Genomic DNA, 26,255 nt, shown 5'->3' with positions numbered 1-26,255 from the left:
AACGCATCAATCCGCCCACTCCGGCTTATTCAGGATATGATCCTGCCAGTCGCGGACTTCCGACTCTTTCACCGCAATATGACGTACAGAAATCCGCTCACCGTGCATTGCCGCTTTCGAACCTGTTAACAGCGGATGCCACTTTGGCAGATCTTTCCCCTCCGCCAGCAGGCGATAGGCGCAGGTGTGCGGCAACCATTCGAAGGTCGGCAAATTCTCGCGAGTGAGTTTGATGCAGTCCGGCTCATAGTCGAAGCGACGTTCGTAGTTACGGCACTGACAGGTTTTGATGTTCAGCTGACGACAGGCAACGTTGGTGAAATAGATTTCATCCGTGTCTTCATCCATCAGTTTATGCAGGCAGCACTGCCCACAACCATCGCACAGCGATTCCCACTCGGCGTCAGTCATTTCGTCGAGAGTTTTGCTTTGCCAGAAAGGTAATTCGCTCATAAGGATGTCCACATCAAAAACCGGGGTGCACCTTATAACCAGTCTGGCACAGGGATGCAAGTTTTGCCGCCCAATCAGGGCGGCAAGAAGGGATTACAGCACGCGGGTTGAGAGAGAAAGACCGTTGAACTGTACGGTCAGTTCATCGCCGCTCACTAAAGGCCCCACGCCTTCCGGCGTACCGGTCAATACGACATCGCCCGGTTTAAGAGTAAAGAAGCGGCTCATGTAAGCAATCAATGGGACGATTTTGTGGATCATGTCGGCCGTCGTGCCTTGCTGGCGCACTTCACCGTTAACCGTTAACGCCAGCGGCGTATTCTGCGGATCGGTTTCGAACTCGGCCGCCGGAATAAAACCAGAAATCGGACAGGAATTATCAAAGCCTTTGGCTTTTTCCCATGGTTGCCCCGCTTTCTTCATTTTTCCCTGCACATCGCGCAGCGTGAGATCCAGCGCCACACCATAACCCGCAATCGCTTTTTGAACGTGTTCTTCGGTTGCCTGACGCAATGTTGCGCCAATCAGTACCGCCAGTTCGACTTCATGATGGACTGAACCCAGTCCCTGCGGCAACACCAGCGGCTGGCGAATATCACAAAGCGCGGTTTCCGGTTTGATAAACAACACCGGTTCATCCGGAATAGCGCTGCCCATTTCCTGAATGTGCTTTGCGTAATTACTGCCAACACAAACAACTTTACTCACCGGATAATCGAGCAGTGCGCCTTGCCAGTTATGATGCTGATACATTCGTTTCCCCTATTCGTTTTTCAAACATATTTGTTATAACTAATAGACTCATTTTTCGACCAACATCAATAACAGACCAGGATTAATCTTGCGGTTTACCTGATTCGGCCAGATGCTGTTTCAGTAAATTCTCCGGCGGCGGCGGGATCTGTAAATAATATCCCTGATCTTTGAGTGCCTGTTTAACTTTCTCAAGATCGGCGTTCACCAGCTGTTTACGCCCATCCAGCGGCAGCAGCATCGCCAGCTGCGGTTGGCCAAAGCCTTTCATTAGCTCCTCAGGCACGCGGGAGAAATCGTCTCTTTTTTCGACATAAAGATAGGTTTGGTCGCGTTTAGCGCTCCGGTAGATCACACAAAACATACTTTTACTCTTTTTAATGCGTAATTTCGACATACGCTAACATCAATCAAACCCGCACCACAAGCCAGCCGCCACCATTTTTGTTTGCAGATTTTTGCACCCTTCACCTCATTTATGCCAATCCTGTGGCACAAATCTGTCACAGCATTTCCTCCTCCCTTTAATCAGTCCTGGCCATCACGCCTATACTTTCAGTTCGACTACTGGAGGTATCCATGTGCGGACGTTTCTCTCAATCAGTGACCCGTGAAGATTACCTGGCGTTAATCGCCGAAGAAGCCGAGCATTAAATCACCGGGTTATCATCATCCACCGCCCGGTTAATCAGGAAGGTCAGAATCCCCTTCACATCCACTTCGTCAAGAACATCTCCTTCCAGAACTTCACCGTCAACCGTTATCAGCGCATCACCTCTACGCCTGGCAAAGTGACAGCCACCCGAGTATGAAATCAGGTAGGTGCTATCTGGCGTCGGCTTCATACCCTTCTCTATCACAGCAAACCCATGCGATGTTTCAATAACCAGACTATTGGTCGTGACTCCGCATATAGTCTCTATGGTGAGCGTGCGTTCAATATAGTCTTTTGCTGGCGATGGAAATCCCATGGTTGCCTCCACTCTTGACACTGGATAAAAACACAGTATAAATACTGTATATCCAACCAGTAAAGAGGGAAGCTAAAATGTTTGTGGAATTGGTTTATGACAAGCGCAATGTGGCAGGACTTCCGGGTGCTCGTGAAATCATCCTGTCTGAGCTTACTAAACGTGTTCACCGGATTTTTCCTGATGCAGATGTGAAGGTGAAGCCGATGCAGGCGAACGCCCTAAATAGTGACTGTACGAAAACAGAGAAAGAGCGGCTTAACCGCATGCTGGAGGAAATGTTTGAAGAGGCTGATATGTGGATGGTGGCAGACTGATGGACATCGATAACATCATTATCTCTGGTGTCAGAATCTACTTTCCACCAGATAACACCCTACCCACGCCATCTTCAGACATGCTCACCTTCGCCGTAATCAGAGATGAGCAGGAGTTATCTGACTACTTTCTGATGATCCACAAAGATGGAAGATGGGGCCTGGCTACAGCCCGTTTATTCAAAGAACCGGCTGAGGCTATCAGTACGGCAACCAAAATCGGGCAAAACATGTGGTGACCGCATTATTAACTTATATACTCTCTGCACGCGCCAGGGCATGAACAACCTGGTCGCTTCCGCAGCCCGTTACGATAATCAGCGCGGCTGCGGCACTCTTAGTTAGTCCTGCTGAGGAGCATTCGACTCTTCAGCCTTAAACTTCCTCATCGCATTAATCGCTTCTTCCTGCTTTTGATTCCAGATACTGCAAACTGGCATCTCAACACGTACAGAAACAAACTGATCTTCCGGAATATCAACCGGGTCACCATTAGCTACGCCTTCAATTTCATTACGGGCGAATATAGGCGAGTTCGGATGATTTCGATGATACGTTTTAACCAATACAGAACCATCAGCATCAACCTCATAGTCCAGCCAGATTAGCGGCTGCTTATTGCGGTCTGTAGGAATGTCAAAACCGCCGTCTACACCACCCCATGCGGCGTCAGCGTTCAGGCCTGTGCATCCTTCAATAAGATATTCTCCGACGCTCAGGCGTGTTACAGAACAACCATCTGATTCATCGTTGAGCACGAACCTACCGTCGCCAAATAGCTTAACTACTGGCGACGCTGCTTTGAGTGTTCCATCACTGGCTTTGGTTGTGTTGCCCGTGCTGTATATTTCACGCCATGAATTCCACACACCTTCCGTTGTCACCCTGAAAAATGCACGGCCTTGCCCACTGTATGAAAGGCCCCATTGCCCCCTCCAGGAATCCGGAGCAGTTGGATGTAACGCTACGTTGCTCACTCCAAGTGTCGAGCCGGCCATTCCTCCAGGGCTCCCAACATTTTCAGCAAGTATATTGTAGAGGCCATTTTTAAGCGTGGTTACATTTCCTGCTGCTGAACTATCGATACGAACCCCTGCAGAGCCGCCAAGGCCAAACGCCCCAACTTTCATAACTCTCCCACTCGTAGCATCATCAAGTGATGTCTGAGAATCATTTGTGGCGCTACTTCCTAAACCGAGGCTTGTGCGAGCATCTGCAGCTGTCTTTGCGCCGGTCCCGCCCTGGGCAATACTCAGTGCTGTAGTTAACCCTTTCAGCTCTGTGATATCGCTATTTGCCCCTTTCCGGGCGAGTCCACCGATGGCTGGAATGGTTACACTGGTCCCATTAATCGTTGCGGTGATGGTCTGGTTCGCTGAGGTGCTGGCGAACGTCTCCCACGCACCAATATTCTCGTCATACTCTTTGATGAGCTGCGACATGGCCTGTGCCAGTCCATCAACCGAGATAATGTCCGACACAAGAATTCCATACTTTTGGCCGCTCAGCGCCGGGGAAGCAGCAGGCGTAACCGTCATTGACGTGGCGCTGTTCACGGATGAAATCTGGAACAGTTGCACCGGGTTAGACATCACGATAATCGTCTGGCCAGCGCGAACTTGGCTGGCTGGTGCCGTCCAGTTTGTGCCGGTGCCGGTTGCGGTATTTCCGTTAATTGCGATGGTGCCGGTGTTATAAAGCATGAACTACCTCACGATAATAACGATCGTTAAAAGCGATCAATCGTGTAAAATTGATCGCTCATATCAATCTGACTATTTTTTAAACTCAAATAAAATGGAAGTTCCCGCATAAACAGGAATGTTGAAATGAAACTTTTATTTGCTGCAGCGCTTTTGCTGTTGGCTGGATGTACGAACAAACACACAGATAACACATTCCAGATGGATTACCCGGTTGATGCAGCTCGTTTATCGCTGGGTGGTGATATTCACGTAAATATCGACTGTGCCACCAGGGAGGTGGATGTTATTTCAGACAGTAGCAATGGAATATTCAGCCGCCATATTAATAAACGGTTAAGTAATATTTGCTATAAAAAAACGGATAAGCTGGATGTGATTTATCGCTTTAATTCAGCAAAGGGCGTGAAACAAGATATGATTGCGACTCATTATCCTCGCGTTCCTCCAGTGTCAAATTCCAACAAACTGAGCGATGGGGATTCTTAAGCCCCGCCCCTGAAACGTCTGGCTCCAGTTGCGCTGATTATTTGAAATGTATCTACCCTGCAGCTGCGAGCCAGTCCATTTGAGCACCACGCCTGAATACCCGACAACCGTACCATCATCGCTGAGATTACCTGGGCAGTTGTTTACCAGAATCCAGGGGTTGAAGCCTAAACTGACTGAAAAGGTATTGTTCTGCAGGTCATAGTTCGCTGGTACATCAAAAAAACCAACTACTCTCGGCATCTTAGAGGCTGATGCAGCACTCCAGATAAGGCTACCGGCACTATCAAACACATCGAGATAGCCGCTCTGGATGCCAATATTTCGCGCAGTCCGGATCATGCTACCAGCATTATCTTCAAGCATATCAGCACCAGGAAAACCGTATTTGTTCGTGCCCAGCTGCAGCCACCTTAAACGGCCGTCATTCCAGAATGACTGCTGTGTAAAGCCGAGCGTACTGCCATCACCAAACGGACTGTTAACGCGGTAAGCGCCTTTGTCGGTAACGGCCCCCAATGCGCGCTGATCGTAAAACAGGGTCGACCTATTTTGTGAGTCCACCAGCAGTTTCCCGGCGTTGTTGTAAACTTCAAATCCGCTCATTGAAAGTTATAAACCTCAACATTGAGAGTAATTGCGGCACTTCCACCCGTGGGGAGATAGTAGAGAGTAAAGCCGCCGTTATAAGTGCGGCAAAAATACTCGTTTACAGTCACTCCAGTTGAAACGATTGTGACAAACGTACCGTCCTGCGTTGCGCCAGAAAAAGCGACATTTTTTGACGTCTCTCCTGAAGCAAGCGAAACCGTTGCGCTGCCCATGTAACGGATCGCGTAATCGCTTAAATCCACTGCAACCCGCCCTGCACTATCCCAGCACTGCAAACCCTGTGGCATTACCATAACCCCATTCTGACGCGCAGCACGTTGTTGCTGTCGTAGATGCGAATGAGAGTGCTGGATATCAGCATCCTCCCGCCCCCGGCCACGCCATTGATTTCGAACGTTCCACCTTTATCAAGCTTCCAGCCTGCAGAGCCAGCCACATAGTTATTCGACTGGATATAGTTGCCAATTTTGGCGTTCTCAATGGTGCCGTCCTGGATGAAGCTGGCCCGGATGAATGTCTGCCCGTTCTGGATCACGAACGGCAAAGCCACGCTATTTCCGGCTGCCGTGGTGACGGCGAAGCGATCAGCCAGGAAGATAACCTGCGACTGCATGCCGGATGGCGTATTCTCCACGCCGATACCCATCCCCGCGGCGTAATACTGCCCGTTGCTGGCCACACCCACTTTGATTGAATACATCGCAGACATTTTGCCGTTCACATCAGCAATCGCATTAGCGTTTGTAGTAATGGAGGACGTATGCCCTTCAACCGTCGCAGTGATGGCGTTGATTTGTGTGGCCGTCGCCTGCTGATAATTCGAAACCGTCTGGCTCAGGCTGTTAATGGAAGCTTTGTTACCAGCGACATCCGTCTCCAGGCTCAGCAGCGATTCAGTAGTGGCCTGCTTCTCATCGACGATAACCTGATCAATGCGGTCCAGTTGCGCGCTGTTTCCGGCAACCGTGGCTGAGAGCGTTTTCCGCGTGGCGACCTGCGCCAGGTTGCTCTGAATAATCGCATAGGCGGAGTTCTTCACCTGCCCGGTCACACCATCCATACTTAACGCGATTTCATCGATTTTTACTTCAGCCTGCGCCAGCCCGTCAGCGTTCTCCTGAATATCTTTGGCCTGTTGCTCAAGGTCATCGACAGCCTGTTTAATATCATCAGCCATGCCGGCGACTTTCTCGCTGGTATCTACGGCATTTTCCATCATGTCCTTAAATACCTCGGAGTCTTTCATATCCTCCAGGATGGAATCCGTGATATCACTAAAGTCATCCGTTGGCTTTCCAGAAGCCTCAACAAAATCAGAAACGCCAAATGCATTACGAGTTCGAACATAAACGTAATAAACATGGTCAAACTTAAGTTTTTGGATGGTCCACTGATTGCCACGGCCAAGGAATTGAGCTTTATTCTCAATGTCGTCGGTCAATGGAATCGGAGTCTCACCTGCGTACCAAAATTCAAAAGAAGTATCAGATGTGGCAGTAACAGACATGACCGGAACTAAAGTGGCCTGAAGTGGGCCAGGTATCCACTGAACCGAGTTCGGGGACTTAGGCGCTCCGATAATCAGGCTTACCTGAGTCTCAGCGCCTTTCATTCCATTTTCGTTTCGACCACGAACACCGAGCGTGTAACTTCCTGCATTTAGACCGTAAAACTCATATCGGAACTGATCAGTCTCATACTGAGCCACCACCTTCCCATCAGCACTGTACACGTACAGTTCAAACATCAGCTTTTTTGTGGTTGTAGCTGTTTCCCAGGTTGCTGTGACCTGAATGGTCTCAGAATTTGTGTTAATGATGCGCAGATTTTCAATGTTTGGCACACGGTAGCCATTAAGGGTATCGCTGGGAATGTCAAAAACAGCCCCCTCATCAACAATGGCCTGCTTGTTGGGGTCATGCTGAGAAACTGTGATGCTGTATGTAGAGTTGTTATCCGTCTCTGCAACGCTCAATATGCGGAATAGTCTGGTGGCTACATTACTGGTAGATATAGCAAACACGGTTCCGTCTCGAACCCATGCCGGTGCCGTTTTCAGCGTTACAACGTTACCTGAGACGCGTGCTATTTCGTATTTTACGAACTTACCATCACTACCCATTACCGACATTGCGTCACCATCAGCAATCAGCGAAGAGTCGATAGCGTCAACAGTAATGTCGGTGCCTGAGTGCGACATGATGCGCCCACCAAGCCGCGCACCAGCATAGTCATTGTCCATAATTTCTACAATATCGCCCGGAGTGAAGCGAATCGCGTCTCGGGCCATCTGAAACGACAGACGACTGCTCTCACGTTTCGCGGTTTCAAGTAACCACTTCCCGGCTCGCCATGCCTGCCCCCTGGACGTACACCCAAACGCTTCAAGGGTAGTTTCGTTGTAATTGCCACGAGCAATCATCTCGTCGTCAGAAACGTACTCCTTAACCTGCTCCCATCCATTATCCGGATCAGTCCAGGACACAACCACGGCATTGTATTTCTCTGAGCGCTTAACAGAGCTACGGCTGAACTTGCCGTCTACCACGTTAGCATTCGTAATCGTCGCAACCGGGTCCTGAGGCGCATCGAGCATGACAGACAGGCGCATCCCATCCCATAAGGCGACACCACGGAACATAGCGGCAATCTTATCCAGGATATCTCTGGCCGTTGCCTGTTCAGTAATGTAGGCGTTGAGTGTCATGCGAGGTTCCTGCCCGCCATAACCATCATCGACAAGTTGATCGCAATACTGAGACAGAACATAAAGCGCCCCATCATCAACATCGATATATCCAGCCCGACGCGCCAACCCAAAGCGCTCATTCTTCGCCATTTCACGGAAAAGCCACGCCGGATTGTTCGTCCAGGCTTTCTTGAACCCACCCAGCCATAATCCGGTATAAGTCCTGCTGATAGGATCGTAGTTATCAGGGATGTCTACTATCAGGCCTCGAAGATGATATGTGCGGCTAGGAGTGTCGGTGTACTGGTCACGGTCGACGACTGCACCGGCAATAGCTGAGAACGGATAGTTAAGGTTGTCATCGGTTATTTCTGTATAACTGTTCCACACAGTGCCATTGGTGAGAAGGTCGCTGGTACTGTCTGGAGTGATACGGCGGACACGGATATCGAATGGCTTGATATCTGGTGCGTCAATTACATGAGCTTCCAGATATTCGCCGGATATTTTACCGGTGATCGTTACTGTTTTTGCAATTCCCCAACCTGATGCATTAGTTCTGGTCTCCACAACCATCGTTACTGTCGCATTCTTCTGGTTGCCTTTTGAGTCCTGCTCAACCAGTGCTGATACACCAACGTTGAAGCGAACACGAGTGACATCCTGATCGGTAACTGTTCGAACAAGCGGCGTATCATAGGTTACTTCAGTGTTGACGATGGTCGTTGCTTCAATGGCTGCAAAACCGTTAATCGGATCCTGAGTTTCAGAGCCCGGACGCCAGGCCACACTAACACCATTGACACTCGTATTGCCGTTGGCATCGGTTACAGGTGTTTTGTTCAGCATGAACGAAGATAAATGCTCCTGATCAACTGGGCCGTAAATAGGCCCTTCGCTGATAAGGTCGAGAACGCGGTAAAACTGTTTGGATTTGAGGTTATCGTCGAGAAGTTTGGGGGTTGAGGATTTACCGCCACCAGAAGACATAGTTGCCCCTTAACTGATTGATTCTGTCCAGTCCATATTGTTGGATGTATCGATGCCAAGGCTTATGACATTGCTACCAACCTGCATTTCACCCAGCAGGATGGGAACCGGGTTTCCCTGTCCCACGCGGTTTTCCGCACTGGTGAACGAGTTATTCGTAATGGAATTTGTTTCTGCAGCCTCGGCAGAGGTTTTGGTCTTCATATTTCTTGCTGAATAAACGGAGTACGCGACCGATGCAGCAGCCAGGCTGATTGCAATCCAGCCTGCTACACCGATTTCAATACCAGCACCCTCCACCACCGGTACGAATATGACCGTTGTACCGCTTTGCAGATGTCGATCCATGTGCCAGCGCATTGATGCTGATTCGATGTCATCGCCAGCAATGCGGAGTTTGACTCTGGAATTGAGGAAAGCCTTTTTAAATTCGTGGTCTTGAGCAAGAAGTAATCGCAGCCCCTGCGCAGGAGTGTCGACATTTAATTCGACTTTGCTGAAATATCTGCGTAGATGCCCTGCAAATTTAAAGATGAGCACTGTTCGTGCCTCCAGATTGAATGCATTTGTTTTACGAATGCCGGGCGCATTGGTTCTCGCCTGCTTAAATGGCCGGCACAGTCGTGATGTAGGACCAGATTGTCATTAAGCAAAACCATCGCATGGCAGGGATCCGCGCCGGGGAATGGCTGGCGGATTATCACGTCTCCCGGCAACGCCTCTGACGGACATACCCGACGGAACCCAAACCGAGGAAGGTTTGTCAGATAGAGATTCTCCCCACGAAGCCACCACCCGCTTGTCCTTACAAAGTCTGGAAGGTCGATCCCGCAAAGATGATAAGCATCCCGGAACAGGGTGTAGCAGTCGGTTACTCCATGTTCAAAGCAGCGGCCAAGCAAATGAGGCGCCGGGCGAAATGTTCTCAATACACCGTTGCAGGCCAGTATCCACGGCAAGCCTGATGAAATTTGTGCTCGTCGATCGGAGCTTGATAGTGTCGGTAAATTCATCGGGTGAGAATGGAACACAGCCGTAACTTCTCCAGCTTCTTCGGCAGCAAGCCAGTCATCATCAGCAATGCGAAACTGGTTGCGTGGGTCAGGATGACTATTGCGGCAGCGAAAAAGCCTCTCCCCGTCGATGATTAGCCCGCATACTTCATCCTGCGACGATGCCGCATAATCGAGTAATTCTTGCATCAGGAGACCTTCTGAGAACCGGGAAAACTGCTAATTGGCATGGGTTCTGGGCGTGGGAAGCGGAATCGGCAACCACTGCGACGATGAGAACACTTATCCTTGGCAAGGTCAGTCGTAGGGTTATCGCGCTCATCAGCAACTGCCGGGCCGTCATACCCACATCCGAGTCCGCGGTATTGCCACTGACAAACGTCTGCGAGAATGGTTCGGGCCGGGATAATGGCATTGTCGCAGTCGATCGGGGTCGCCAGCGTATAAGTCACCTGCTCAGATGTCTCTTCGGTTAGTTCTTCTACAACGTAACGGGATACGGCTTCCTGCGTAGGATCCGCATCAGGGTTGCCGTTGGGGAAGTTAACAGCGTCGAGATACTTCACAGGCACCTGACGGCGGGTAATCACGACGCCGAGCATGTCGTCAAAGTCGTGGTTTATGCCCGTCAGTAAACCCGTGACGTTCGCCACCACCATTGTTGGCCGGGCATATGTGCCTTCGTTCTTTGACTCGAACCCTTCGACTGCTATCGGGTATGCCTGGTACTGATTCCCCTTCCAGATCACATTTCCGTAATATCCATTGGTGCCGGAATGGAACCGGATAAGGTCTCCGCCAAAGGGTTGCAGGTCAGCTTCAAACAAATCGATGAATGCTCCTACTCCGGCGTCTACGCTGTCGATAATTAGATTTGCTGGTATGTCGCGCACGGCAAACTCCCATAAAAAAAGCCGCTCGACGGCGGCTACTGATCTTTTGTCAGGATGTGAAACAAAATAAAGAGGGGTTAGGCTGAAGCTTCAACACAAAAGGAGGTTTTATGTCTGGCCTGATAAACCCAAAAGACTCACCAGAAGAATCAGCGTATGCATTATTGATTGAAATGATTAGAGCCCAAAGAGTACCCGTTTACTCCAGCGGAAATATTTCTGGTCTTCTATCAATGTATGACCAGGCAGTGCAGCATTTTAAAGATGAGGATAAAGAAAGCAGTTAATATCCATCGCAAAGCCTGATAAAGCTCTCACGAACGGATTCGGCAACAGCTTTGGCCTTTTCCGTTCGTTTATCATCTTCCCACGTCGATACCCCTTCAAGTTCGCGAGAAAGCGTTTTTGCTGCTGCTTCAATTACATGATCAGGTAGTTCGGTAAACTTCATAATAATCCCCTTATCGTGGCACCTGCTCAAACGTGGCCGTCAGTTCAAACAGCGGCCCGGTCTTTGTCATATTCCAGGATCGGCAGACAAACAGCGCCTGCACTCCGGTATCTGATGGCGTCCAGTAGAAGGATTCAACCGCGCCCCGTGCTTTTAGGAACGCCTCAGCATCCTTAGCGGGGTTGCTACGGCAAGCTCCGCTGACGCCGCGAAAGGTAAGCGAGTATTTATCCATTAACGGGTTGATACCCTTCACCTGTCGCTGTTCGTAACCGTCACCGAGTTTAACAACGGCTACGTTCGGCGTTCGCTCAACGGAGTAGGCTTTCTGCGGTGTCCATGTGAATGTTTCTGGCATGGATTACTCCCAATAAAAAACCCGCCGGAGCGGGTTTAGCGTTCTCGTTGCTTGAATCAAAAAGCCGACACTAAGGTGGCAAGTTGCTTTTTGGCCTCTTCAAACACGCGACTTTCGATAACTGAAAGAGATGCCTCTTTGTCCAGAGGCAGATGCACGTTAACCAGCACACTCTTAAGATGCGTTTCATAATGGAAAACAACTCTTGCGATAATTCCAGAGCCATTATCATTATCAAATGCCGTTATATCTTCGATATGGTAATCCATTTAATTCTCCTTTTTAGTTTGTCGATCTGATATATGGGGAGTTAACGGCTTTTTTCAAGCATCCCATTTGGTCGCTGTTCGTTTCTGATAGCCCTCAATGCTGCGTTATATGCTACTTTATCGAACTGCTTAATGGTCTCCTGGCTGTTTGGACTGCCCTCAAAATGATAATGATTGGTCTGTTGAATAACCACCCCACCACCCCCACCCGCCTTATCCGCCGATATCACCTTCCCTGACTGGTTAGGAATGAACATCTGCTGACCACCAGCAGTCTGGAAGATTTCAGAGCGCCCATCCTCGTTGACACGATAGGCGTTGCCACCAGATACCGTGCCGCCGTAGCGACGACCGCCGCTCATGCTGACGCTAGCAATATTTGAAAGAACAGATGCTCCAGCAGAGGCAACGGCTGCATAGTTAGCAAAACGCTGTGCAGTAGTTAATGAATCAGGAGCATTCAGCGCCTTGAGCAAAGCACCGTTAAAATCCAGTGTTGCGGCAGCAATCGCAAATGATTTGGCAGCAGCAAACATTGCGACATAAGCACTATTAGCCTTCCCAGCAGTATTGCTGATTATTCCGGCCAAGCTATCGAAGCCAGATGATGCTGCGTTCAGTATAGAAATGGTAGATGCTATCTGGCTGTCAGCTTCTTCCTGTGCAATTTTCTTCCTAGCATTCGAGGCCTGCTCCTGGATGGCTGTTTTTGCATCCTCATATTGCTGAACACTTAAGACGCCCATTTGTTGATACTGAGCCAACGCCGCCAGTTTCTGCTGCTCCTGAAGGTTTATCTGGGCTACAGGGTCTTGCACCGCGCCTGTTACAGCGTCTGGCGTGGTTTTGTTAGTAGCGATCTCCTGATCTGTGAAACGCTTGGCCTGTTCAGCCTGAGCGCGATTCTTAATGGCAGTGGTTACTTGCCATATGGCTTTAGCCTGCTGCTTCGCCTTAGCTATCTGCTCATTAGTCGCCTTGTTTCCCAGAGCTACAACAGCGTCATATTGAGCTAGCTCTAGTGATCCTTCTGCATATCCTGTGTTCAGGCGATCGAGTGCGGCTTGCTGTCTGGCGAGAGACTCTGTCGCTTCGTCGGACTGTTTCTTGGTAGACTTCCCGCCACCTCCCTTTCCTCCCTTATTGTTATCGGTCTGAGGTATCTCCACATGCGCTGTTTTTTCAGCCTGCCCAGAAAGCTCTTTTAAATCCCCGGTAAGATTGGCAATTTTCTCGCTTAATACATCGACTTGTTTTGGAGGTTCATCTCCTATAAGTCCGTCAGCTAAAAGTTTTCCAAGATATCCAGGGTTAAGTTTTGAAATAGCACCAGCGAGAGACCATAGTTTATCCGCAGTTGATGTTGATGAGTCACCGAGTAACTCGATGTATTTCGCCAACCCATCAATAACAGTAACCGCTGCGCTTGATGCTCCAGTTGCGTCATTTATTGAGGAGACAAGTTTTGCAAATGATGTTTCGAGAGAGCCGGTAGCTTGTGATAATGAACGAGGAAGCTTATTAAATTCCTCGTTAACAACTTCCGTTCTGTCCTGTATAGCATTCAGAGCATCTTGCGCTGTCAATTTTCCATCGAGCATTCGCTGACGCAACTCGCCCATGCTAATACCCATACCAGCAGCAATCTGTCTTGCTAACTCAGGCATCTGTTCGAGGATTGAGTTAAATTCTTCTGCTCTGACGGTGCCTGACGCAATTGACTGTCCAAACTGGCGAAGAGCATTCGACATTTCTTCTGTCGAGTTTCCTCCTATGCGCCCAATTTTTTGCAGCGTATCGGTCAGATTTAAGACCTGAGAATTTGATGCGCCAGCTTCCTTAAGAGACGATGTCAATGTTTCCCACAGTTTGGTTGTATCCGACAGACTGGCGCCTGTTTTTGACGATATTTGCGTCAACGATTGAAACGTTTCTTTTGCTGTGGAGGCATCAGTTGAAAGCCTGGCTATCCTTGCCTGGAGTTGTGTCATGTTGTCCGCAAGCTCAAGGAATTTCTTCCCCCACTCAACAATCAGCGCAACAGAAATAGCGGCAGACAGTTTGCTTATTGTCGTAGACAGCTTTGACGCAGAATTATCAGCCTTCTTAAACCCCGTATCCATGTTATTGGTTACAGATGTAACCTGCTTGTCAGCACGCAGCAACTGAGCCGTATCGGCCTTAATTACATATTCAATATCACCTACGTTCTCGGCCATTTCATTTTCTCCAGGCAATAAAAAACCCCGCCGGAGCGAGGTTTGTAGAATTGGTTTTAGTTAGTAACCTTGTATGGCGTTTATAGCCTGTGACCGCTGAGAGCGATCTATGATGTCTCGCGTAGTTTGCATGTCAACTTGTGCGCTTTGCTTTCCTGTCTGGATATAAGTATCGCAGTCAGCCTTGCTTATACTCAGATCTCCACGTCGAGCAAGCTCAGCCTGGATTTTAGGCATTATTTCTGTATTCCCATACCCCATAGCCTGCCCCTTCAAAACACAGAGACCCGCATCGTCATACGAAGTCATTGGTTTTTCCTGTGCGCAACCAGAAATGAATGATACGGAAGCCACAAGCGCTATTAAGAAAAATGTTTTTCTCATTTTTGGGCTCCTTGAGACGCTTCAGCGTATGCCTGTGCCGTTTTCTGCGTCGATTCCAGCATATCGTCTGTAAGCGTCTGCTGCCCCCACTTGGTGACCTTTCCGTTTACAAAGGTGACTGTCAGTCTATCTGTAGCTAACTGCTCATTGTCGACAACGGTGTACCCATAAACGGCTTTATTCCAATAAATCCAACGTTCCCGCTCTTGGTTGACATCAGTCCTCCGCGGAGTACCCATGACCTGCATTACGTCGTTTTTGCTCATCCCAAGCGAGAGCAACATTGATTTTTGGTTGTAGTCTATTTTTTGCACTGTGGGAGCACAGGCTGTAATTGTTAACGCTGAAACGCCAAGTAACGCTGCGCAAAGCCACTTTTTCATATCCCTATCCCCTTTGGTTTGTTTGCCAAAATGTTAGCACGGTATATGAGCGAGGCAATGCAAAAGAAAAAGCCACCAGTAGGTGGCCTTGTGCAGATTAACGGTTTTCGCAACCCATCTGAGATTTATCAATGATCTGCGTACCTTCCACCCGGAAGCCGTAGGTTCCGAACAGGAAAGCATGGTTGAGCTGGTAAATGACCACATCACTCAGACCAACAGCGCACTTATCTTTCTCAATAGCGCGATCCATTGCAGTTTTAACACTCGGGATGCCGAGTGGGAAAATCACAATTGGCGCTTTATCTTCGCCAGTTACGCGCTGACCTTTTTCGAATTTTGCTGCGTTCAGATTATAGTTTTTGGTACTGCCAACAGTCATGTCAGCAACACGCACGGTACACCCAGACAACAGTAAAGCTCCAAGAGCTAAAGCGACTACCTTTTTCATTTAATGTTTCCTTTGATTGCAATCGGAAACATCCTAACATCATGAAATGACAGGTCAACGACAAAACCCGCAGTTGAGCGTGTCACCGCTGCCTACATAATGCCAGGCAAATACATTTGAACTTCATCAGCAACACGATCCCGTGCTGCGTTCAGTAGTTGCTTGCGGCCGCCGGAACCCCATCTGGCCATCTGGCTGGCGCATTGGCTGATCTGCTTGGTTTCAGTATTGATGATGTGGTCAATTTTGTTCAGGCGGGACATGGCACTGATGCCGAGGCGAACCACCGTTCGGAACACCTCATATACTTCAATCTCAAATTCCGGCTTAATCCATGCGGCATAACGGATCGCCAACAGTTCAACACCCCAAACGCCTGGTTCATCCCCACCTTTAATAACATTAAGTGGTTGAATTTGTTCCAGAGTGCTTTTTTGCACTTTGGCTTTTAGTGCTTTTATGAAGCGCTTAACTTGAGCACTACGCAAAAACTGACTTGGGCGCTGCTGTTCTGTTGCCTCTCCGTTTGCCACTGCGGCAGCGTGAAGATCATTGAGGTTGTAGCGCCCTTCGTTATCGACGCGAACGGATACGCCGTTTACAGATACGGTTGGATAGTGCATGAGGTTTACCTATAGAAAGTGAGCCTGTCACACAGAGATAGCCGCCCCAGAGTACAACTAACTCTCAGGCTCGCTTTCTGTAGGCTCTAGGATTATAACGTGCGCGTGTGAAGCGCGTTGGGTTTATTGCTGGTATAAAAAAGCCCCGCAGGTGCGAGGCTGTTTGTGTTGTTCTTAAGTTGATTAATGCGGCCCGTTCCGTTGCGCGTCGATCGCCAGCATTCGTTCAGCCCAGTCCATGACTTCGTCGTATTTTTCCTGAGTCGGCACTCTGGCTTTCTCTTTCTGCGGAAATTTAGCGTTCATGGCGGCGCGGAAGCTGGTCATTGTCATGTTCCATGCGTCTGACTCGCTCATGCCGAGGTGAGCAACAGCGGTGTAGACGAATGACCGTACATCGAATTTGTCGCTGTATTCGCCTTTCTTACCTTCGAATTCTTCCGGTGGCTGGTCGCCCATTACGCCATGAAGCATCAGGTGGCGGGCAAGCAGGATAACATCCTCGATCGGAATGGCTCCCGGCTTAAACAGCAGCCGTCCTGCCGTGTTCACCGAGTACGAACCAATCACCTCTGCAATGTTACCCTCTGAGCAATGGCGAACTATGCTGGCAGCCGACGCTGCCATTTCAGCAAAGCAGCGAGCGTTGACAGCCTTCATGGTCTGGATATCAGTGATGCGGTGTTTCGGATAATGCCCGGCATGAACCTTAACGAAAGCATCAACAATCTGTTCCGGTGAGCCAATACGCGACATAGCGAGGAATGACGGATTGAGAAATATCTCTTTGCTACCGGCCCGAATGACAGCCTGGCCGATATCGGTTATTGCTTTCATGAAGCCTCTCAAAGAAAAAGGGGCTTCCGCCCCTCATGCTTACTCTGCGTTGACGATAACCGTCGCGGCGCCAGACGTCAGACTGCCAGCGGTGGTCGAAGTGATCTGACAGGTATAAGCCCCGGCATCATCTTCTGTAACGCTCGCTTTGGTGTAAGTGGAAGACGTGGCACCACTGATATCTTCGCCATCATGCTTCCACTGATAGGTCAGCGCCGAGCCATCAGAAACCGTTGCGGACACTGACAGATTCAGCGCATCACCAACGGTCAGCGTACGATTCTGCGGTTGAGCGGTGATAGTAATGACCGCACCAACGTCGCGCACGTCCACGCTACCAGCACTGGATGCTTCAATAGACCAGGTGGCAACGTCATCGTGCGGCGCTTCATCCTGCCATGAGGTCACCATGAACGGCCCTTCGGTAATATCGTTTGGAGAGATGATCTTCAGCCAGACATACGGCTGGTTACTGGTCTCTGCGGGTGGGTTATAGACGTGGCGTTTAAGCGCGTTCTGCGCATAAACATCTTCTTTGCGGGTAACGCCGTCACCTGAGAACGAAATGTTCTTGTAAGTAACGAGGTTTTCCTGCGTGAATGCAGCGCTCATATCGGCAGTTGCATCAGCGGTTTCCCATTCTGCGCCTGTCGTTTTGCCTCGCATCATGCCAAGGCGTGTATAGTCACCGTTTGAGGGTTGGACTTCCGGGCAGGAAATCGCGTAATAAACAACGACGTCACGCCCTGTGAATGCACCAGCTTCACATGCCATGTTTGTATCTCCGTTTTATCGGGAAATGATGGTTTGAAAGGAAATATCGAAGAGGTAACGACCTTCTTCTGTTTTGATGGCGGTGATGCCGCCGATTGGCTGCATCGAGATGATGCACTCAGTTTTGTAGTCGTCGATCATCGCCTGGCGGATAGCGTCGGCGCGGTCTTCAACCTGGTTAATATTGCTGTCGTTCTGACCTGACAGGAGGAGGATTCTGAAATAATCGCGGGTTATCGCCTCTTCTGGCTTGCCGCCGCCGTTCTGCTGGATAACGATAAAGCGATCGCCTGCTGATTCTTCAGAATCTTTCCAGAATCGACTCTGAACACGATAACCAACATCAAATCCATGCGACTGCAACCACGCTCTCAACGCGTCATACACTTCGCTACGTGTCATACTTTGTACCCTTGCTTGATGATGGCCTTTATCTCGTTGAGACCGTCACGCTCAAAGCCCTTACGAAGGAAGTCTGGTTCACCGTCCGGGTCCCAATAATTACCGCTACCGTCTGGTCTTGGCTTGCCTTTCAGTGTCCCCGGTGCGGCATTAACGGCGGCGGCGTAGTTTGCCGCATAGCCCACCCTTCCCATCATTCCTGACGGCATTAGCTCTAGCTTCTTGTACTGGCTGTTAATGAGAAAGGATGTTTTTGCAACCGGGGTAATTAAGGCTGCGTGATTGGCGCCAGCATTCATGACTTTATACAGAACTTTCTCCGTTCGGATGCCAGCTATATCACTCAACACCTTGCGGGTGTTCATCTGAACACGCTTGATACCTTTAACGGGCATACCACCACCTGACTATTTGAATAAACGCAGCGTGGCAAGCGAAACCTAGAGCAAAGCAAGCTAATCCAAGCGAGAACATAAATCACCTCACGTCATAACCTTATAATCGGGTTCCTCACCAAATGGTGACATATCCCATTCGGTCACCGCTTTGATGACATTGGCACCAGCCTTCAACGGATCGGCTTGAGTTGTTGTGTCACCTCTGGCGATGTACCAGTCACGCTTCGGCATGGTTGCATCGACGCCGTTACGCTTCAGTTCAGTGAAGAAAATCAGGTTCGTGGTGAACTCTTTCCCGCTGGCATCTACAGCAATTTCATTGTTCGCCGTCCAGGTGCAGTCAATCAGGTATGGAGTTCCGTTTGTCCAGGTGCTGTTCCAGTCGTCGTAGACGCGCGGATAGATTGTCGCAACGTTGGTGTAACTCCAGCGCGCTGTTTCAGACATTGCCATCCTCCCACCGGATCACCTCCGGTTTCTCCGCTGCCACCTTCCTGCACAGCAAATACCAGTCACCGTTACTTTTCACATAGCCGGTAACGCGCTTACCACTGTCGGTCATCACCCAGACCTTAACGAACGGATCAGGCAATCGCTGCTTAACCGATATCCACATCAGCGGTCTCCAACAAAAAACCCGCCGAAGCGGGATTATTTAGTATCAAAATTCTCTAGCGAACTCTCCGTGAAGTGATGACCTGGTTTTGCTTAGCCACTCCTCTACTTCGCTGCGTGATTTAGATGAAAAATGATTTCTCACACCCTTCACTTGAATACTTCCACGCCACGCTCTATCGGCCTTGTTCCAACTCAACCCCTTAACGCCGGTTGTGTTTTTGGAGCTGCGCTTTTGGTTTTGAAGGTTCTCTGAGACGCTGGCTAGCCTTAAGTTTTCAATATCATTATTTGTCCTTACCCCATCAATGTGATCAATCTGCATACCCACAGGTATTTCTCCATTGTGGAGCTGCCAAACAATGCGATGGGCGGCAATTTCCTTTCCATGAAGCTTTGTCCGGTAATAACCATAAGAACTAATGCAACCCACTTCATCACCAGCCTTTATTCTTAGGCCAATATTTATTTTCCACCTAAGAAATGATGGCGAACTCGGGTCATATGAGAAGTATTCAGATAGAATAGATTCAGCATGCTCGTTACCTCCATAACGACGATGTGGTTAGAGCCGAACTCATGTTAGCGCATGATTCGGCTTGTTTATTTTACCACTCACTGTATACATAAACAGCAAATTAGTCGTTATTTCGGCAAAAACAGCCACCTTTGCCAATCCAGATACCAGCAAACGCTGTATTGGTCGGGTCTGGAGGGATGAGGTCATTAGCACAGCCGTGTTTGTCAGCGCCACGCAACAATGCCAGCGCCCCTTTCCAGCGGTCTGAAAACGACTGATACCGGAATGAACGCGATGCACCATTGGGTGCTGTCTGTGAACTGATGTATTTATCACCCTGCCCTAGCCCCATGAGCGCCAGCAGGTAGAGCTGAATCAGGAGCGCCGTCGATGCCGGATAATGCGCATCAAGACATTCCTGAATGCTGTTGGCCTGGTCGACGAGAGCCTGAAGAACAAAACCGGGAATGGTAATTCCCTGGCCCTCCAGATACTCTTTGGCCTGTTCCAGCGTCACCATAACTATTCCAACCCTGATAATTTATTGAGTTGAAGGTCGCAAAGCGCGCGAAGATGCCTGAGGAGAATCAATCGTTCCACGCTCGACGAGTCTTTAACCAGTTCGGTGGTGCTGGATATCGCAAGACTGATCTCGTTGGCGACGCTCAACGATGAAATCTCAGAAAACTGCGTGTAAGGCAATGGTTGCTTCATATCTTCTGGGATCATGTTATGCACCTTATTAGCCCCGCCGGAACGGGGCATAAAAAAACCGCTTTCGCGGCGGTTATTCAGCAGGGAACAGTTTTTCGAGTTCACCATCAGGCAACAATTCACCGAGCTTTTCAGCCCCGAGATTGCCTTTAAACTCGATACCCAGCTCCGTCAGGCGCGCTGCGATAATCTCTTTTCGGGATTTCACATCCGTACCTGCATCTGGCGTCGCCGGGGTTAGCGCAGCGTCAGAGAGTTTCATAACATGAGGCTTAAGCGCAGGATGCAGTTTCTCAATTTCAACCACATCACCGATGTTCACCCCATGCCATGCTCTGGTTACCTGGTATTTAGCCATGTTGTTCTCCTTATGCCAGATTCGCGCCGTACAGCACACCGGACAGGCCTTCGCCGTCTTTCTTAATTTGCAAACCCTCAGCGCTCATAATCTGGAAATTATAATTCGACTGGGGCATTGGGCGCGGCAGAGGGACAACGCCGACAGCCATACCGACCAGCGGAGAAATCACGTCCTGACGACGCTCATAGGCGAGGAACTCATTGCCGGAAAGCGCGTAGGTCATCTGGATAGACTTCGCAGGAATGAACTTACTGATCGCATCCAGAACCGTTCCGCTCAGTAACGCATTGGTGCCGGTGTTAATGTCTACCAGGTATGGCTTCGCCATGTTGGCCCACACTTCCGGGCTAACCCACAGCTTGTCGTAAGCAGTTACTTTGTTGGTGCGAGCCGTCAGGCAAAACGGACCGGTCGGGCCGAAGAAGGCCAGCAACTGCGCCGGGGTTGCAGTGGTAAGGTCGATGTTGGCGCCGCCCGCTCCGCTGCCCAGGTTGATCTTCTGCGTGTTACGGTGGTTTTTCATCCCCTGAGCTGGCAGACCATCAACAACAATGCTGGAGTCACCGTTCAGATAGAAGTTGACGCGCTTCTTGTGGAACTTACGCAGCTTAGCAGACTGAGATTCCAGCACCAGATCGATGCCGACAGTGCTCAGACCTGCCGCGTGTCGCCAGTTGACGCCGTAACCGGCAGTGAATACCGGGATCGGGTCACCATCAGAACCGAATTCAGTATGGTCGAAGGAATACGGCGCCTGACCATCGATGCTGATTGACACGTCATCAGCGATGTCACCAGACACGTTATACAGCTTCGCGGTTTTGCCGATAGGCAATACAGTCTGCACGCCCATCAGGTCATTGACGATTTCCATGCCAATTTCCTGATCGCGCATCTGGATAATCTGGCGGTCAATCTCAGCCCAGAATTCACGAGCGAAGCCACCAACAGCGTTAGCCGCCAGCATTTCGGGGGTCATGCTCTGGCGATATGCGTTAACCATCATGTCGTGATGATGGTTGAAAATGTTGCGGTTGGCCCACAGCTCATTCCAGTGCCCGCGCAGTCGGCTGTTAGCAGCCAGTGTTTCGGGGGTAAAATACATTCTTATTCTCCTGAATTTTCTGCCGGGGCAGCTACAGTGCCAACGCGCATACGCACGCGGATGAAATCGGTAGTGCTGGCGGCAATGGTTGCATCATCCTGGCTGTAGCCGATCACCGAATCGGTGTCCGCCGTTGCCTTGGTGAACTGACCATTTTCGCCCAACTTAATCGGGTCATCCTTGGCGTAGGTTCCCGCCACACATAGCAGGGCCAGCTCACGGCCTTCTTCTACGTAGTTGCCCACAGCCGAATCACCAGCGGGAACTGCTTCGGTGATTTTCAAGCCTTGATGGTAGGCGACGTCGATGATGTAGAGACGACCAGTAAGCGCTGTAGCCTGCGCAAACTCATTGTCGCCATTGATAACAGCAGCCGTTCCAGGCAGCAGTGCTGCGGCTGCGGCGCGGGTTTCGGTCTTGTACAGAGACTGACCGTCGATATTAACGCGACGATAACGTGCCATTAGTCTGGCTCCTTATTTGAAATATTCGTCAGGGTTAGGCGCACCGGTTTCTTTCTGCTGTTGCGCAGAGTTGGTGCCCAGCGGCGCGGATTCACCGATTGTTTTAAACATCGCATCCAGCGCTTCGCCTGAAAGAGCGTTAGCCACGATCTCGCCGTGAACTTTCGCCACCGCTTCACGCTTGGTTTTCTCTTCCGCGCGTGAGTTTGCGGTCAGGGTTTCGGTCAGCTTGTCTTGATTGGCCTGTAGGCCGGTGATCGCGTCCTTAATCGGATTCAGGGCTTCGGCGAAGTTGGCGGCCAGACCTTTACCGATTTCGCTGATCAGCTCTTGTTTCTCTTCAGTGGTTAAAGGCATGTCGCCCTCCGTTTTGTGGTTTGGTGCAGGCTGTTCCTGCGGTGTGAAAAATGATTTGAGCTTGTTGACGACAGCAACCCATGAGCTCTGGCGTTGAACCTCTGTCCCGGTATCGTCAAAGACAATCTTTCCGCCTTCAGACTTGTATCCGTAAACCTTCGGATCGCCATTATTGAGGATGATTACGGCCTGTGAGTCGGTGAAATCAGCCACCCACGCATATTCTTTCTCGCCGGGAGCGAATTTATCTTTCGCAGCCTTCTCCAGCCTCCGCTCTCGCTCGCGGTAGGTTTCGCCAACCAGCGCGCCGGAATTAGCCTTCAGTGGCGTGGCAAGGTCGGCATTCACCATCATCCCGACACCCTGCTCGGGCGTTGCTGCGCCAACCTCATCCAGAAGAATGGCGTCATGATCCATCGCATGAATTTTCGCAACCCAGTTAGCTCCCAGAGCTTTTTGTTCTTCGTTCGCCTCCAGTTCTTCCAGGAATACGGCAACACTGGTATGAATTGGCGGTACATCCTCGCCCTTCTCCAGCGATTCGAGCCGTTCAAGGAGGCGTTTGCCGTCATCAGTACGCCCGGCTACCTCAACGTCGATCCATTTTTCGACATAGACCCGATTGCCTGACTTCTTGACGTTTTTGTTCCATGCGCCGACATACCCCACATTCAACCCTTCCGGGCTGAAAGCCGAAACAAACTGACCGTTGGCCTGTGGATGCCCCAGCGGTGCCAGCGTCCCCTCAAGACCGGTATAGTGCTGGTCAATCTCGCTAGCCGGATAAAGACCGCCATTCATAACCACGTTTGCCGGGAGGGTATAGGAAGGAACAACCCAGTGCTCACGCCCGTTGTGTTGTTCTCGCCGGATAGTCTTACTGTTCACCTTGGAGGTGACGTTCACTTGTATTGGCATGAGTTAACCCTTCGCCCACTGGTAGCCACGGGCTTTCATTGTGTTAAATGTTTTCTGAGCTTTATCGATGATGGTGTCGCTTAGCGGCTTGCCGTTTTCATCGACCAGTACCGCGATCGTGGAGCATTTGCAGTTCACGCTGTTTGCATCCTTAGCCCACCACTCCCGTTGTTCTTCTGCGGTGTACAGGTGAGCGTGGCGCGCGGCATGCGTGCTACGGGTCGTCGGGCTTAGCGCTGATATATGCATCTGCTTTGTACGGATGCCATATTGCTCCCTGGCTTCGTCGTCCTCGTCCAGGCGCGCGCGACGCAAAGCCGTAGTAATCTCCGTCCGGGCTATACGATTAGCCCGGCGAGACTCAATACCTGTCTGCTCAGTGATGCGCCTCGCTATCTCCAGCGGGTTCTGTCCGCGCCCCAGCCCATCAGTCAGTATCCGCGCCATATCTGCTTTCACAGTGGCACTGAGGTTCTTCATTTCCTCAAAGGTGCGAGCGCGAACCAGAATCAACCTGCGACGGTACGGCTCACTCAGGAGGATTGCCGATACGCTTTCCTGTCCTGCCGCGTACACAGCAGACTGTTGTGACAGATTGGCGAACTCCTGCGCCGTGCCGCGCTGATAAGCAGGGTTGACGTAATCAGTCCAGAACCAGAACCCCGTCTCGTTATCTGCACCCAAAATCTCATCCACCAGCAATGAGGCATTGCTGAGTAGCATTGATAGCTGGGTGGAGTCGAGGTCGAAGGTGTAGCGCTGGTTTACTGATGGTGATGCAGGAATGCGGTCAAGAATGTCCTTGTAGGCTTTGCCAATGCGTTTCATTCGCCTGGCGAACTCGTTCATTGCTCCGCGCTCAAGGCGGTCTGCGCCTGTCGGATCTTTAAGGTTTCCGGGTAGTATCGGTGACTTCGCTTTCTTCTTCGTCATCATCTACCTCTGGAAGTGGCTCAGGAGATCCCTCATACCCGGCCGCTACACGAATCTCTTCACCAGTAAACACCTGCTCGCCTGTCGCCAGCGATGCGCTGTTTATTTGCGACATCTTCTGCGCGGCATCCAGTTTTTCACTGTCGCTTTGCGCGTTGAGGTCGTCCCATATGACTGTTTTCTGCCCAATCGGGTCGATTATTCCGAGGTCAATCAACTTGTCACAGAAGTCCTCAATTTCGAATGACAGGTCGCCACGGCGAGACTGGCAGCGAGTATTGAAGTATTTCTGGTCTTCAGTGCTGGACCGCTCAGCCTGCTGGTTACCAACCAGAATGCGCGTCGGGATATCAACTCCGGCGGCAGCGGTTTGCAGGTTGACGTTATAGGTTGCTGACGGATCAGCCACAGCAGTAACCAGCGGTGTCACCGTGGCCCCTTGGGTTGTCATCAAAACATCGTTGCCACGGTTCATTTCCCCGGCAACTTCGTTAAACTTATCCTGCAACTCGTCGATGCTCACGCCATACAGCGACGCCAGATTATTGAAGTCGATTTCCTTTTCGAAGTTAACGTTGAGCTGACGCGCGGCGTTTTTCAGGAATGACTCACCGGAACCACCTTCCACCTTCTCCAGGCTGACAAAGGCGTTATAAGCTGGCTCAAGGAAGCCAATCGCATCATCGGTATAATCACCAAGGATGAAAACGCGACCAGGGTGGATATCGACACGGCGAGAGGAACCATTGGGTAGAATTTCTGTGTACTGCCACATCTTCGGCTGGCCGTAGTTCTTTGAAACCAGTCCGTCATGCCATTCGCTGACTTTCAGCGAGCCAGCCCATGAAATGCTTACTTTCTCCAGACCTCGCCCTTTCGTTGGCTCAAGATTCCACGCTTTATTGTCGCGGATATGAAGGAGAATCCCTGCGTATCGACCAACAAGACGCCGCCGATCGGCATCAAGGAACGCGCGCCATAGTCGATTGGTGAAAACCTGTTTAGCTCTGGACTCCCACTGTGTCTCCTTGCGAGTTTCATCTGACTTCTCACCCTCAATGATTTCAGGGTTTGACTGCCAGCATTTGCCAACAAGCTTTTCGACAGCGCCGTGAGCGATACCGCCACGCCGGTAGAGTTTATACAGATCGTCGAAGGTTAATTCTTCTTTGAATCCGTATTCCGCCCAGGCACAATTCCTTTTTGCGTCTAATCCAAGGCTTGGGGTAAGCAGAGCCATTCTTGAGCGAGCAAGCCTAGCGTCATTTATTGCATGGTTCACGGCCATCTGTAATTTGCTCATGTAGATGCTCCGTGATTATTGTGAAACCCGCTTAATTCGTTAGCTAAGATTCTGGCTTTAACTGCGTCTTCAATATTTGAGAAATACCCAAGATGCTTGCTTTTTCCGTTAACCATTATCATTGCCCGCCACTTTTGGCAGTCATTACGCCAGTGAACGCCGTTATGCCCGCTCTTGTTATTGCGGTGTAAGCTCTGATTCCTCTGGTTCTCTTTCCTCGACGCAATTCTCAGGTTGGATATTCTGTTGTCAGACCTGATGTGATTAATATGATCAATATCCTCGGCGGGGTAATAACCATGACAGAACAGCCATGCCAGACGATGAGCGCGGTGAATTGTTCCGCCAAAGTTTATTTTTAAATATCCTTGTTCAGATATTGTCCCAGCGACCTTTACGGCCTTCGTCGAGTTAAATAAATTCCATCCACGATCAGTGGAAAAATGATCTCTCGGACGCACTTTCCAGACAAACAATCCAGTTTCTGGGTTGTAGTCAAGCGCATCCTTAAAAAAGGATGTGTTTTTGTTCAT

General features: G+C 50.2%; 39 protein-coding genes. 4 read left to right on the top strand and 35 right to left on the bottom strand.

Annotated elements, in window-relative coordinates; all coding sequences use genetic code 11:
- Positions 1-6: 6 nt before the first annotated feature.
- The 4 genes from ACOXYR_RS08610 to ACOXYR_RS08595 form a co-directional block, all read right to left on the bottom strand.
- Entirely contained in the window at positions 7-453 is a 447-nt protein-coding gene (locus tag ACOXYR_RS08610) for a YcgN family cysteine cluster protein (RefSeq protein ID WP_421355279.1), read from the bottom strand.
- A gap of 93 nt (positions 454-546) precedes the next feature.
- Positions 547-1,206, bottom strand: coding sequence for a fumarylacetoacetate hydrolase family protein (locus ACOXYR_RS08605; RefSeq protein WP_350437079.1), 660 nt, complete (start codon positions 1,204-1,206; stop codon positions 547-549).
- Positions 1,207-1,288: 82 nt separating this feature from the next.
- Positions 1,289-1,570: a YcgL domain-containing protein gene (locus ACOXYR_RS08600; protein ID WP_108475344.1), complete on the bottom strand. Its 282-nt coding sequence runs from the start codon at positions 1,568-1,570 to the stop codon at positions 1,289-1,291.
- 286 nt (positions 1,571-1,856) lie between these two features.
- Complete coding sequence (locus ACOXYR_RS08595; RefSeq protein WP_421373514.1) at positions 1,857-2,177, bottom strand: S24/S26 family peptidase; 321 nt, start codon at positions 2,175-2,177, stop codon at positions 1,857-1,859.
- Positions 2,178-2,254: 77 nt separating this feature from the next.
- Here ACOXYR_RS08595 and ACOXYR_RS08590 point away from each other — a divergent pair, with 77 nt between their 5' ends.
- Both ACOXYR_RS08590 and ACOXYR_RS08585 read left to right on the top strand, forming a co-directional pair.
- Positions 2,255-2,494, top strand: a complete 240-nt coding sequence (locus ACOXYR_RS08590; protein ID WP_097475495.1) for a DinI family protein — start codon at positions 2,255-2,257, stop codon at positions 2,492-2,494.
- A complete protein-coding gene (locus tag ACOXYR_RS08585; RefSeq protein ID WP_097475494.1) occupies positions 2,494-2,733 on the top strand; it encodes a hypothetical protein in 240 nt (79 codons plus the stop codon). The genes ACOXYR_RS08590 and ACOXYR_RS08585 overlap by 1 nt, the downstream gene beginning before the upstream one ends.
- A gap of 102 nt (positions 2,734-2,835) precedes the next feature.
- Here the strand turns inward: ACOXYR_RS08585 and ACOXYR_RS08580 are convergent, their stop codons facing one another.
- Positions 2,836-4,197 (bottom strand): phage tail fiber protein, encoded by a 1,362-nt coding sequence (locus ACOXYR_RS08580; RefSeq protein ID WP_421355281.1) that lies wholly within the window; start codon positions 4,195-4,197, stop codon positions 2,836-2,838.
- 126 nt (positions 4,198-4,323) lie between these two features.
- Here ACOXYR_RS08580 and ACOXYR_RS08575 point away from each other — a divergent pair, with 126 nt between their 5' ends.
- Positions 4,324-4,686 carry a hypothetical protein gene (locus ACOXYR_RS08575; protein ID WP_164875007.1) on the top strand — a complete coding sequence of 121 codons (363 nt, stop codon included), beginning with the start codon at positions 4,324-4,326 and terminating at the stop codon, positions 4,684-4,686.
- Here ACOXYR_RS08575 and ACOXYR_RS08570 read toward each other — a convergent pair.
- Genes ACOXYR_RS08570 through ACOXYR_RS08545 form a run of 6 tightly spaced genes read right to left on the bottom strand, consistent with a single transcriptional unit; the run spans position 4,651 to position 10,802 of the window.
- A complete protein-coding gene (locus tag ACOXYR_RS08570) occupies positions 4,651-5,292 on the bottom strand; it encodes a hypothetical protein (RefSeq protein WP_128111320.1) in 642 nt (213 codons plus the stop codon). The genes ACOXYR_RS08575 and ACOXYR_RS08570 overlap by 36 nt on opposite strands.
- Positions 5,289-5,591 (bottom strand): hypothetical protein, encoded by a 303-nt coding sequence (locus ACOXYR_RS08565; protein WP_421355282.1) that lies wholly within the window; start codon positions 5,589-5,591, stop codon positions 5,289-5,291. Before ACOXYR_RS08565 ends, ACOXYR_RS08570 begins: the two co-directional genes overlap by 4 nt.
- Positions 5,585-8,977 (bottom strand): TipJ family phage tail tip protein, encoded by a 3,393-nt coding sequence (locus ACOXYR_RS08560; RefSeq protein WP_421355283.1) that lies wholly within the window; start codon positions 8,975-8,977, stop codon positions 5,585-5,587. The genes ACOXYR_RS08565 and ACOXYR_RS08560 overlap by 7 nt, the downstream gene beginning before the upstream one ends.
- Before the next feature lie 9 nt (positions 8,978-8,986).
- Complete coding sequence (locus ACOXYR_RS08555; RefSeq protein ID WP_421355284.1) at positions 8,987-9,517, bottom strand: tail assembly protein; 531 nt, start codon at positions 9,515-9,517, stop codon at positions 8,987-8,989.
- Positions 9,460-10,179, bottom strand: a complete 720-nt coding sequence (locus tag ACOXYR_RS08550) for a C40 family peptidase (protein WP_421355285.1) — start codon at positions 10,177-10,179, stop codon at positions 9,460-9,462. The genes ACOXYR_RS08555 and ACOXYR_RS08550 overlap by 58 nt, the downstream gene beginning before the upstream one ends.
- Positions 10,179-10,802, bottom strand: a complete 624-nt coding sequence (locus ACOXYR_RS08545) for a phage minor tail protein L (protein ID WP_421355367.1) — start codon at positions 10,800-10,802, stop codon at positions 10,179-10,181. The genes ACOXYR_RS08550 and ACOXYR_RS08545 overlap by 1 nt, the downstream gene beginning before the upstream one ends.
- A 191-nt stretch (positions 10,803-10,993) precedes the next feature.
- Here ACOXYR_RS08545 and ACOXYR_RS08540 point away from each other — a divergent pair, with 191 nt between their 5' ends.
- Positions 10,994-11,170 carry a hypothetical protein gene (locus ACOXYR_RS08540; protein ID WP_045265501.1) on the top strand — a complete coding sequence of 59 codons (177 nt, stop codon included), beginning with the start codon at positions 10,994-10,996 and terminating at the stop codon, positions 11,168-11,170.
- On the opposite strand, the gene ACOXYR_RS08535 is transcribed toward ACOXYR_RS08540, so the two are convergent.
- From ACOXYR_RS08535 to ACOXYR_RS08420, 24 genes are all read right to left on the bottom strand, one after another.
- Positions 11,167-11,334 (bottom strand): hypothetical protein, encoded by a 168-nt coding sequence (locus ACOXYR_RS08535; protein WP_171847562.1) that lies wholly within the window; start codon positions 11,332-11,334, stop codon positions 11,167-11,169. The genes ACOXYR_RS08540 and ACOXYR_RS08535 overlap by 4 nt on opposite strands.
- Before the next feature lie 10 nt (positions 11,335-11,344).
- Positions 11,345-11,692, bottom strand: a complete 348-nt coding sequence (locus ACOXYR_RS08530; protein WP_421355286.1) for a phage tail protein — start codon at positions 11,690-11,692, stop codon at positions 11,345-11,347.
- A 56-nt stretch (positions 11,693-11,748) separates the two neighbouring features.
- On the bottom strand, positions 11,749-11,961 hold the full coding sequence (locus ACOXYR_RS08525) for a hypothetical protein (RefSeq protein WP_253897082.1): 213 nt from the start codon (positions 11,959-11,961) through the stop codon (positions 11,749-11,751).
- A 41-nt stretch (positions 11,962-12,002) separates the two neighbouring features.
- A complete protein-coding gene (locus ACOXYR_RS08520; protein WP_421355287.1) occupies positions 12,003-14,180 on the bottom strand; it encodes a tape measure protein in 2,178 nt (725 codons plus the stop codon).
- 60 nt (positions 14,181-14,240) lie between these two features.
- Complete coding sequence (locus tag ACOXYR_RS08515) at positions 14,241-14,564, bottom strand: hypothetical protein (RefSeq protein ID WP_421355288.1); 324 nt, start codon at positions 14,562-14,564, stop codon at positions 14,241-14,243.
- The gene (locus ACOXYR_RS08510; RefSeq protein ID WP_421355289.1) at positions 14,561-14,947 is read right to left on the bottom strand and encodes an outer membrane protein assembly factor BamE; all 387 of its coding nucleotides are present in this window, start codon (positions 14,945-14,947) and stop codon (positions 14,561-14,563) included. The genes ACOXYR_RS08515 and ACOXYR_RS08510 overlap by 4 nt, the downstream gene beginning before the upstream one ends.
- A gap of 97 nt (positions 14,948-15,044) precedes the next feature.
- Entirely contained in the window at positions 15,045-15,398 is a 354-nt protein-coding gene (locus ACOXYR_RS08505) for a hypothetical protein (protein WP_198447801.1), read from the bottom strand.
- 92 nt (positions 15,399-15,490) lie between these two features.
- A complete protein-coding gene (locus ACOXYR_RS08500) occupies positions 15,491-16,021 on the bottom strand; it encodes a KilA-N domain-containing protein (RefSeq protein ID WP_421355290.1) in 531 nt (176 codons plus the stop codon).
- Positions 16,022-16,204: 183 nt separating this feature from the next.
- The gene (locus ACOXYR_RS08495) at positions 16,205-16,858 is read right to left on the bottom strand and encodes a DUF6246 family protein (RefSeq protein WP_047596085.1); all 654 of its coding nucleotides are present in this window, start codon (positions 16,856-16,858) and stop codon (positions 16,205-16,207) included.
- Positions 16,859-16,897: 39 nt separating this feature from the next.
- Positions 16,898-17,632, bottom strand: coding sequence for a phage tail tube protein (locus tag ACOXYR_RS08490; RefSeq protein ID WP_415729413.1), 735 nt, complete (start codon positions 17,630-17,632; stop codon positions 16,898-16,900).
- Positions 17,633-17,647: 15 nt separating this feature from the next.
- A complete protein-coding gene (locus ACOXYR_RS08485) occupies positions 17,648-18,034 on the bottom strand; it encodes a phage tail termination protein (RefSeq protein ID WP_112001856.1) in 387 nt (128 codons plus the stop codon).
- Positions 18,031-18,429 carry a hypothetical protein gene (locus ACOXYR_RS08480; protein WP_421355291.1) on the bottom strand — a complete coding sequence of 133 codons (399 nt, stop codon included), beginning with the start codon at positions 18,427-18,429 and terminating at the stop codon, positions 18,031-18,033. The genes ACOXYR_RS08485 and ACOXYR_RS08480 overlap by 4 nt, the downstream gene beginning before the upstream one ends.
- 87 nt (positions 18,430-18,516) lie before the next feature.
- A complete protein-coding gene (locus ACOXYR_RS08475) occupies positions 18,517-18,879 on the bottom strand; it encodes a hypothetical protein (RefSeq protein ID WP_421355292.1) in 363 nt (120 codons plus the stop codon).
- Complete coding sequence (locus tag ACOXYR_RS08470; RefSeq protein WP_421355368.1) at positions 18,872-19,051, bottom strand: hypothetical protein; 180 nt, start codon at positions 19,049-19,051, stop codon at positions 18,872-18,874. The genes ACOXYR_RS08475 and ACOXYR_RS08470 overlap by 8 nt, the downstream gene beginning before the upstream one ends.
- 42 nt (positions 19,052-19,093) lie before the next feature.
- Entirely contained in the window at positions 19,094-19,480 is a 387-nt protein-coding gene (locus ACOXYR_RS08465) for an HNH endonuclease (RefSeq protein ID WP_421355293.1), read from the bottom strand.
- Positions 19,481-19,685: 205 nt separating this feature from the next.
- Positions 19,686-20,087 (bottom strand): DUF7370 family protein, encoded by a 402-nt coding sequence (locus tag ACOXYR_RS08460; RefSeq protein WP_421355294.1) that lies wholly within the window; start codon positions 20,085-20,087, stop codon positions 19,686-19,688.
- Between the two features lie 2 nt (positions 20,088-20,089).
- On the bottom strand, positions 20,090-20,296 hold the full coding sequence (locus ACOXYR_RS08455) for a hypothetical protein (RefSeq protein ID WP_421355295.1): 207 nt from the start codon (positions 20,294-20,296) through the stop codon (positions 20,090-20,092).
- A 58-nt stretch (positions 20,297-20,354) separates the two neighbouring features.
- Complete coding sequence (locus ACOXYR_RS08450) at positions 20,355-20,639, bottom strand: hypothetical protein (RefSeq protein ID WP_421355296.1); 285 nt, start codon at positions 20,637-20,639, stop codon at positions 20,355-20,357.
- 10 nt (positions 20,640-20,649) lie between these two features.
- Complete coding sequence (locus ACOXYR_RS08445) at positions 20,650-21,747, bottom strand: major capsid protein (protein WP_421355297.1); 1,098 nt, start codon at positions 21,745-21,747, stop codon at positions 20,650-20,652.
- Between the two features lie 2 nt (positions 21,748-21,749).
- Entirely contained in the window at positions 21,750-22,211 is a 462-nt protein-coding gene (locus ACOXYR_RS08440) for a gp53 minor capsid family protein (protein WP_115614632.1), read from the bottom strand.
- Between the two features lie 12 nt (positions 22,212-22,223).
- Entirely contained in the window at positions 22,224-23,486 is a 1,263-nt protein-coding gene (locus ACOXYR_RS08435; RefSeq protein ID WP_421355298.1) for a hypothetical protein, read from the bottom strand.
- Positions 23,487-23,489: 3 nt separating this feature from the next.
- Positions 23,490-24,419, bottom strand: a complete 930-nt coding sequence (locus tag ACOXYR_RS08430; protein WP_115614630.1) for a phage minor head protein — start codon at positions 24,417-24,419, stop codon at positions 23,490-23,492.
- On the bottom strand, positions 24,373-25,722 hold the full coding sequence (locus ACOXYR_RS08425; RefSeq protein WP_421355299.1) for an anti-CBASS protein Acb1 family protein: 1,350 nt from the start codon (positions 25,720-25,722) through the stop codon (positions 24,373-24,375). Before ACOXYR_RS08425 ends, ACOXYR_RS08430 begins: the two co-directional genes overlap by 47 nt.
- Positions 25,719-26,255 (bottom strand): HNH endonuclease, encoded by a 537-nt coding sequence (locus ACOXYR_RS08420; protein WP_421355300.1) that lies wholly within the window; start codon positions 26,253-26,255, stop codon positions 25,719-25,721. The genes ACOXYR_RS08425 and ACOXYR_RS08420 overlap by 4 nt, the downstream gene beginning before the upstream one ends.

The organism is Pseudocitrobacter faecalis (genome assembly GCF_965231525.1).
GTDB classification, from domain to species: Bacteria; Pseudomonadota; Gammaproteobacteria; order Enterobacterales; family Enterobacteriaceae; genus Pseudocitrobacter; species Pseudocitrobacter faecalis.
This window is presented reverse-complemented; position numbering and strand designations above follow the sequence as displayed.

Coding starts and splice junctions, on each gene's coding strand:
- ACOXYR_RS08610 (WP_421355279.1), bottom strand. CDS start 453: ATGAGCGAATTACCTTTCTGGCAAAGCAAAACTCTCGACGAAATGACT.
- ACOXYR_RS08605 (WP_350437079.1), bottom strand. CDS start 1,206: ATGTATCAGCATCATAACTGGCAAGGCGCACTGCTCGATTATCCGGTG.
- ACOXYR_RS08600 (WP_108475344.1), bottom strand. CDS start 1,570: ATGTTTTGTGTGATCTACCGGAGCGCTAAACGCGACCAAACCTATCTT.
- ACOXYR_RS08595 (WP_421373514.1), bottom strand. CDS start 2,177: ATGGGATTTCCATCGCCAGCAAAAGACTATATTGAACGCACGCTCACC.
- ACOXYR_RS08590 (WP_097475495.1), top strand. CDS start 2,255: ATGTTTGTGGAATTGGTTTATGACAAGCGCAATGTGGCAGGACTTCCG.
- ACOXYR_RS08585 (WP_097475494.1), top strand. CDS start 2,494: ATGGACATCGATAACATCATTATCTCTGGTGTCAGAATCTACTTTCCA.
- ACOXYR_RS08580 (WP_421355281.1), bottom strand. CDS start 4,197: ATGCTTTATAACACCGGCACCATCGCAATTAACGGAAATACCGCAACC.
- ACOXYR_RS08575 (WP_164875007.1), top strand. CDS start 4,324: ATGAAACTTTTATTTGCTGCAGCGCTTTTGCTGTTGGCTGGATGTACG.
- ACOXYR_RS08570 (WP_128111320.1), bottom strand. CDS start 5,292: ATGAGCGGATTTGAAGTTTACAACAACGCCGGGAAACTGCTGGTGGAC.
- ACOXYR_RS08565 (WP_421355282.1), bottom strand. CDS start 5,591: ATGGTAATGCCACAGGGTTTGCAGTGCTGGGATAGTGCAGGGCGGGTT.
- ACOXYR_RS08560 (WP_421355283.1), bottom strand. CDS start 8,977: ATGTCTTCTGGTGGCGGTAAATCCTCAACCCCCAAACTTCTCGACGAT.
- ACOXYR_RS08550 (WP_421355285.1), bottom strand. CDS start 10,179: ATGCAAGAATTACTCGATTATGCGGCATCGTCGCAGGATGAAGTATGC.
- ACOXYR_RS08540 (WP_045265501.1), top strand. CDS start 10,994: ATGTCTGGCCTGATAAACCCAAAAGACTCACCAGAAGAATCAGCGTAT.
- ACOXYR_RS08535 (WP_171847562.1), bottom strand. CDS start 11,334: ATGAAGTTTACCGAACTACCTGATCATGTAATTGAAGCAGCAGCAAAA.
- ACOXYR_RS08530 (WP_421355286.1), bottom strand. CDS start 11,692: ATGCCAGAAACATTCACATGGACACCGCAGAAAGCCTACTCCGTTGAG.
- ACOXYR_RS08525 (WP_253897082.1), bottom strand. CDS start 11,961: ATGGATTACCATATCGAAGATATAACGGCATTTGATAATGATAATGGC.
- ACOXYR_RS08520 (WP_421355287.1), bottom strand. CDS start 14,180: ATGGCCGAGAACGTAGGTGATATTGAATATGTAATTAAGGCCGATACG.
- ACOXYR_RS08515 (WP_421355288.1), bottom strand. CDS start 14,564: ATGAGAAAAACATTTTTCTTAATAGCGCTTGTGGCTTCCGTATCATTC.
- ACOXYR_RS08510 (WP_421355289.1), bottom strand. CDS start 14,947: ATGAAAAAGTGGCTTTGCGCAGCGTTACTTGGCGTTTCAGCGTTAACA.
- ACOXYR_RS08505 (WP_198447801.1), bottom strand. CDS start 15,398: ATGAAAAAGGTAGTCGCTTTAGCTCTTGGAGCTTTACTGTTGTCTGGG.
- ACOXYR_RS08500 (WP_421355290.1), bottom strand. CDS start 16,021: ATGCACTATCCAACCGTATCTGTAAACGGCGTATCCGTTCGCGTCGAT.
- ACOXYR_RS08495 (WP_047596085.1), bottom strand. CDS start 16,858: ATGAAAGCAATAACCGATATCGGCCAGGCTGTCATTCGGGCCGGTAGC.
- ACOXYR_RS08490 (WP_415729413.1), bottom strand. CDS start 17,632: ATGGCATGTGAAGCTGGTGCATTCACAGGGCGTGACGTCGTTGTTTAT.
- ACOXYR_RS08485 (WP_112001856.1), bottom strand. CDS start 18,034: ATGACACGTAGCGAAGTGTATGACGCGTTGAGAGCGTGGTTGCAGTCG.
- ACOXYR_RS08480 (WP_421355291.1), bottom strand. CDS start 18,429: ATGCCCGTTAAAGGTATCAAGCGTGTTCAGATGAACACCCGCAAGGTG.
- ACOXYR_RS08475 (WP_421355292.1), bottom strand. CDS start 18,879: ATGTCTGAAACAGCGCGCTGGAGTTACACCAACGTTGCGACAATCTAT.
- ACOXYR_RS08460 (WP_421355294.1), bottom strand. CDS start 20,087: ATGGTGACGCTGGAACAGGCCAAAGAGTATCTGGAGGGCCAGGGAATT.
- ACOXYR_RS08455 (WP_421355295.1), bottom strand. CDS start 20,296: ATGATCCCAGAAGATATGAAGCAACCATTGCCTTACACGCAGTTTTCT.
- ACOXYR_RS08450 (WP_421355296.1), bottom strand. CDS start 20,639: ATGGCTAAATACCAGGTAACCAGAGCATGGCATGGGGTGAACATCGGT.
- ACOXYR_RS08445 (WP_421355297.1), bottom strand. CDS start 21,747: ATGTATTTTACCCCCGAAACACTGGCTGCTAACAGCCGACTGCGCGGG.
- ACOXYR_RS08440 (WP_115614632.1), bottom strand. CDS start 22,211: ATGGCACGTTATCGTCGCGTTAATATCGACGGTCAGTCTCTGTACAAG.
- ACOXYR_RS08435 (WP_421355298.1), bottom strand. CDS start 23,486: ATGCCAATACAAGTGAACGTCACCTCCAAGGTGAACAGTAAGACTATC.
- ACOXYR_RS08430 (WP_115614630.1), bottom strand. CDS start 24,419: ATGACGAAGAAGAAAGCGAAGTCACCGATACTACCCGGAAACCTTAAA.
- ACOXYR_RS08425 (WP_421355299.1), bottom strand. CDS start 25,722: ATGAGCAAATTACAGATGGCCGTGAACCATGCAATAAATGACGCTAGG.
- ACOXYR_RS08420 (WP_421355300.1), bottom strand. CDS start 26,255: ATGAACAAAAACACATCCTTTTTTAAGGATGCGCTTGACTACAACCCA.